Origin of the sequence: Methylobacterium sp. B1 (assembly GCF_000333255.1) — a bacterium.
Classification (GTDB): domain Bacteria; phylum Pseudomonadota; class Alphaproteobacteria; order Rhizobiales; family Beijerinckiaceae; genus Methylobacterium; species Methylobacterium fujisawaense.
The window spans coordinates 1-1,234 of the sequence record NZ_BACT01001004.1 but is presented as its reverse complement, the minus strand read 5'-3'; the positions used below and the strand labels follow the sequence as shown (position 1 = coordinate 1,234).

General features: G+C 68.6%; 1 protein-coding gene. It reads left to right on the top strand.

The annotated features are described in order from the left end of the window. Nucleotides 1-1,234: carbohydrate porin (locus tag I53_RS27910; RefSeq protein ID WP_051045100.1), on the top strand; the 1,234-nt coding region annotated here is incomplete at both ends.

Here is a 1,234-nt window from a genome sequence, read left to right as displayed (position 1 = left end):
CAGCCTCGACGTGCAGGGCAGCAGCGCGACGCCGCCCAGCCTGCCGCCGGGCACCCTCGATCTGGCAAACGGGATCAGCATGATCCTGAACTACACCGGCGAGTTCGCCGCCAACCCGTCCGGCGGCATCCGCCAGGGATCGGCCTATGCCGGCCAGATCGCCTTCGGCCTCGACGCCGATCTCGCGCGTCTCGCGGGGATCGACGGCGGCTCGGTCCACACCGTCGTCACCCAGCGCCACGGACGGAGCCTGGCGCAGGATTCCATCGGCTTCGACGGCAGCGTGCAGGAGATCTACGGCGGCGGCCAGACCGCCCATCTCACCCTGCTGTCCTATGAGCAGAAGCTGTTCGACAACCGCCTCGACCTCGAGGTCGGCCGCCTGCTGGCCAACCCGAACTTCCTGGCCTCGCCGCTCTACTGCAACTTCCAGAACAACGCGACCTGCGGCGCGCCGAAGTCCATCTTCAAGCTGACGAACTTCACCTACTGGCCGATCGCCACCTGGGGCGGCCATGCCAAGGCCTGGGTCAACGACAAGGTGTTCCTGCACGCCGGCATCTACGAGGTGAACCCCCGCGACCAGTTGCCGACGCAGAACGGGATCGACTGGTCGACCAACGGCGCTACCGGTGTCCTGGTGCCGGTGGAAGTCGGCTACTCGACCAATTTCGGCAATGACCCGCTGCCGCGCAACTACAGCGTCGGCGTCGTCTTCGACCGGTCGGACTACAAGGATCCCGTGCTCGACCAGCGGGGCGGCGCCCGGGTCTTCAGCGGCCTCGATCCGCTGACCCGGTTCGGCCGCTCGGCGGTCTACGCCCGCTTCGACCAGATGGTCTGGCGGCCGGACCCGAGCGGCATCCAGGGCCTGTCGGTCTTCGGCGTCGCGCTCGGCGGGACCGGCGGCCGGCAGACCCAGGATTACTTCCTGGAGGGCGGCGCCGTGCTGACCGGCACCTTCCCCGGCCGGCCCTACGACACCCTCGGCTTCGTCTTCGCCATGGAGAAGCTCTCGCCGCTGGGCACGGCCAACATCCGGGCGGCGCGCACGGCGCTCGGGCTCGGCACCCGGAACGTCGAATCCCTGCAGACCATCCTGGAGCTGAGCTACGGCATCCAGCTCACCCCGGCGGTGCGGCTGATGCCGAACCTGCAATACGTGATCGACCCGGACCAGACCCGCTTCCCGTTCCGTCCGAAGCCGATCCCGGATGCCTTCGTGATCGGCGCG